The sequence below is a fragment of the Lentiprolixibacter sp. genome (assembly GCF_982873095.1).
In genome coordinates this window covers 6,029-10,379 of the sequence record NZ_CEYNTP010000081.1, presented here as the reverse complement: position 1 = coordinate 10,379, position 4,351 = coordinate 6,029, and the positions used below count along the sequence as shown (strand labels likewise).

Genomic DNA, 4,351 nt, shown 5'->3' with positions numbered 1-4,351 from the left:
AAGCCGACCTGTTTGTCTCCGTCCATTGTGATTCACACAATTCAGACGCCCATGGTGCTGGGACCTTTGTGCTGGGCCTTCACGCGAATAAACAGAACTTCGAAATAGCAAAAAAGGAAAACTCGGTGATCTATCTCGAGGACAACTATGAATCGCGCTACGCCGAATACGATATCAATTCCCCCGAATCCATCATTGGTTTGACCATTATGCAGGAAGAGTTCCTGGATCAGAGCATTATGCTGGCCAAGATAATGCAGGAGAAATTTTCCAAAAAACTGAAGCGCAACGACCGCAAAGTGAAACAGGCAGGCTTTATCGTTTTGCACCAGACCTTTATGCCTAGTGTCCTTATAGAGTCTGGTTTTTTGACTAACAAAAACGAAGGCAGTTACCTGAATTCCCGACGGGGACAGGCAGAAATGGGGAAAGCCATAGCGGAAGCTATCCTTAACTACAAGGAGGCACTACAATACACCTATTCTGAGGCCCAGATACCGGAACAGCCCCAGATGACCCCTCCACCAATCAAAGAAGAAGCGCCTGTTGAGGAGGTAGCCAGTAATGAACCTCAAAAAGAGACTGAGAAGGGAGTCCAGGACCCTAATCCTACCGATAAGGAACTAAAAACACCCACACAGGTAGACGTTCCTGATACTGCTAAGGATGAAGTGAAAGACAAGGAAAATGTGGAAGTGGTGAAAGAAAAGGATAAGGTTGAAACTCAAAGGAAATTAGTAGAGAAGGAAAATATTGTCTTTAAAGTACAGTTGATGGCCAGCTCAAAGGATCTGCCCTTGCGTTCTGAGGATTTCAAGGGCTTGAATGCCTTGTCTAAGGAACCGTATAAAAACATGTATCGCTACTTTTACGGCAATACCAGTTCCTACTTTCAGGCCCAACTATTTAAGTCCAATGCAGATGCCAAAGGCTATACCTCTTCCTTTATTGTGGCCTATAAAGATGGGGTTCGTATCCCGCTGAGTGAAGCCTTGCAAGACGCACCCGAATAAGTTGCCTGTCTTCGAAAAATATTTCTAATTTTGTTAGGCAACCAAAAACGCACTTCTTGAAACTATCCAGGGAAATTAAAACGGGGATTATCGTAATTGGTGGGATCCTCCTCTTTGTCCTGGGGTTCACTTACCTCAAATCCTCCCCACTGTTCGACAGCAGCAAAACCTTCTACGCCATCTACGACCATGTAGGCGGTTTACAGGTGGGCACCCAGGTGACCATAAACGGGTTTTCGGTGGGCAGTGTCAACAACATTGAATTCTATGATGACTCCGGGAAATTACTGGTTACCTTTTCGGTAGATGATTCCTTTGAATTTTCCAGGAACAGTAGCGCCCAGCTCTTTGATACCGGGATCATTGGGGGTAAAGGCATTCAGATTATTCCGGTCTTTGATGGAGCCCCTATGGCGAAAAGCGGGGATACGCTGCAATCCAATACCCGACCCGGAATAACAGAACTTGTACAGCAAAAACTTACCCCCCTGCAACTAAAGGTAGAAGGGGCGGTTTCCCATGCGGATAGTTTATTGATGAATATCAACGAAGTTCTGGATACCGATACCAAACAGAGCCTAAGGGAGAGCATTCAGGGGCTAAATGGTATGGTGCAGGATTTTCAACAAAGCGCAAGGACCCTGAATTCCCTTTTAGCGGAGAACAAAGGGCAGTTGGATAGCTCGATCACCAACATTAACCAGGTCACTGCAAACTTTGCACAATTATCTGATTCACTTACCAACGCTGGTGTGGCGCAAACCGTAAAGAATCTTGAGGCTACACTGAAAAACCTGAATGGGGTTTTGGCTAAAATAGAAAAGGGAGAAGGCTCTTTAGGCAAGTTTATGAATGATGATGCTTTGTACAAGAACCTAACTGAGGCCAGCAGAGAGCTTGACCTTTTACTGCAGGATTTCAGACTGAACCCCAAGCGTTATGTGAATGTTTCTGTCTTCGGCAAGAAACAAAAAGAGTATACCCTTCCGGAAAATGATCCGGCTGAGAAAAGCAAAAACGAGTAGATGGAATACTTGCCTAATATAGCTTTTGTCCTTGTCCTAATTGGAAGTATCGCTTTTTTTCGCAGGAATGTGCTTCGCCTTGTGCGCAATATCAAACTGGGAAAGGAGCCCAATCTGGAGCAAGACAACGCCCAACGCTGGAAAAACATGGCCATGATTGCACTTGGGCAATCCAAGATGGTTGTTCGTCCGGTTTCAGGGATCATGCACATCATTGTATATGTGGGTTTTGTGATCATCAACATTGAGGTGTTAGAGATCATTATAGATGGCATATTAGGCACCCACCGGATCTTTGCCGGCGTCGGTCCGGTATACGATTTTCTTATAGGGGCCTTCGAAATCCTCGCCTTGCTGGTCATCGTGGCCGTGGTGGTCTTCTGGATACGAAGGAATATTATTAGGCTCCAAAGGTTTATCAAACCTGAAATGAAAGGCTGGCCCAAACGGGACGCAGACATGATCCTTTATATCGAGCTGGTACTTATGTTCCTTTTCCTCACTATGAATGCTTCTGACGCACAGTTGCAGGCGTTAGGGGCCGAAGGGTACGCACAGGCCGGGGCATTTCCGGTGAGTCAGTACCTGATGCCCTTATTTGATGGGATGGATGTGGCTGGTCTAATTATGATAGAACGGGCGGCCTGGTGGCTGCATATCGTGGGGATACTCGTGTTCCTGAATTACCTCTATTATTCCAAGCACCTGCACATTCTCCTGGCGTTTCCCAACACGTTTTACGGGAGATTACGCCCTAAAGGTCAGTTTGATAACTTGGATTCAGTGACCCGTGAAGTGCGGCTGATGATGGATCCCAATGCTGATCCCTTTGCCGCACCCCCTGAAGATGCACCGGCACCTGAGAAGTTTGGGGCCTCAGACGTAATGGACCTGAAGTGGACGCAGTTGATGAGCGCCTATACCTGTACGGAATGTGGGCGATGCACCAGTGAATGTCCGGCCAATCAGACGGGCAAGAAACTTTCGCCACGTAAGATCATGATGGATACCCGCGACCGACTGGAAGAGGTGGGTAAAAATATGGATGCCAATGGAGGCGAATTCAAGGCAGATGGCAAGCAACTTTTGGACGATTATATCACCCGGGAGGAATTGTGGGCCTGTACCTCTTGCAATGCCTGTGTAGAGGCATGTCCGGTGAGCATAGACCCCTTATCCATCATAATGGACATGAGGCAATACCTCGTTATGGAACAGTCTGCCGCACCTGCAGAACTTAATGCCATGATGAGTAATGTAGAAAATAACGGGGCACCGTGGCCTTTTAACCAGATGGACCGCCTCAACTGGGTAAATGAATGATCCAGGGAACCAATAGTACTGAAAAATGAGCGAAGGAATACAAGTCCCTACCATGGCCTCACTTTTTGCTGAGGGAAAGCAACCGGAAATCCTCTTCTGGGTGGGCTGCGCCGGGAGTTTTGACGATAGGGCAAAAAAAATCACCAAGGCATTTGTAAAGATCCTCAATAGGGCGGGTATTGATTTTGCAGTCTTGGGAACCGAAGAGAGCTGTACCGGGGATCCGGCAAAACGATCCGGGAACGAATTCCTTTTCCAGATGCAGGCAGTAACGAATATCGAGGTGATGAACGCCTACGGGATCAGGAAGATTGTGACTACCTGTCCGCATTGCTTTAATACCCTTAAAAATGAATATCCCGGTCTTGGAGGGGAATACGAAGTTATTCACCATACCCAGCTCATTAACGAATTACTCCAATCTGGCCGGCTTACCTTAGAAGGGGGTACCTTCAAAGGAAAGCGCATTACCTATCACGATCCCTGTTACCTGGGGAGGGCCAACAATATCTATGAAGCCCCCAGAGAACTCATTCAGAAACTGGATGCAGAACTGGTAGAAATGAAAAACTGTCGCAAAAGAGGTTTATGTTGTGGTGCTGGTGGGGCCCAGATGTTCAAAGATGCGGAAAAAGGCGACAAGGAGGTTAATATCGCCCGCACAGAGGAGGCGCTGGAAACACAACCCGATATCATAGCCGCGGCATGCCCCTTCTGCAATACCATGATGACCGATGGGATCAAGAATAAAGAGCAGGAAACCCGGATTGCCGTAAAAGACATAGCCGAGCTGATCGCCGAAGCAGACGACCTTTAAATCTTCATTATTAACGACTCCCAAACCGATGTTTGTAGATTTTAAAGACTTACCGGATACCGCAAGGATTTGGATATACCAGGCCAATCGCCCCTTTACAGAAAGCGAACAGGAAGAAGTTAAGGACTATTTGAAAACTTTTATTGAACAATGGACGGCCCATGGCAAAACCC

The 4,351-nt window shown here is 47.0% G+C and carries 4 protein-coding genes; all 4 read left to right on the top strand.

All coding sequences use genetic code 11. The features are described from left to right. Positions 1-1,013: N-acetylmuramoyl-L-alanine amidase family protein (locus AC4E7D_RS06670; protein ID WP_490173032.1), on the top strand; the 1,013-nt coding region annotated here is incomplete at its 5' end. Between the two features lie 56 nt (positions 1,014-1,069). Continuing rightward, a complete protein-coding gene (locus AC4E7D_RS06665; protein ID WP_490173031.1) occupies positions 1,070-2,038 on the top strand; it encodes an MlaD family protein in 969 nt (322 codons plus the stop codon). Beyond that, positions 2,039-3,361: a 4Fe-4S dicluster domain-containing protein gene (locus AC4E7D_RS06660; RefSeq protein WP_490173030.1), complete on the top strand. Its 1,323-nt coding sequence runs from the start codon at positions 2,039-2,041 to the stop codon at positions 3,359-3,361. 25 nt (positions 3,362-3,386) lie between these two features. Further along, positions 3,387-4,178 (top strand): (Fe-S)-binding protein, encoded by a 792-nt coding sequence (locus AC4E7D_RS06655; protein WP_490173029.1) that lies wholly within the window; start codon positions 3,387-3,389, stop codon positions 4,176-4,178. Positions 4,179-4,351: the final 173 nt, after the last annotated feature.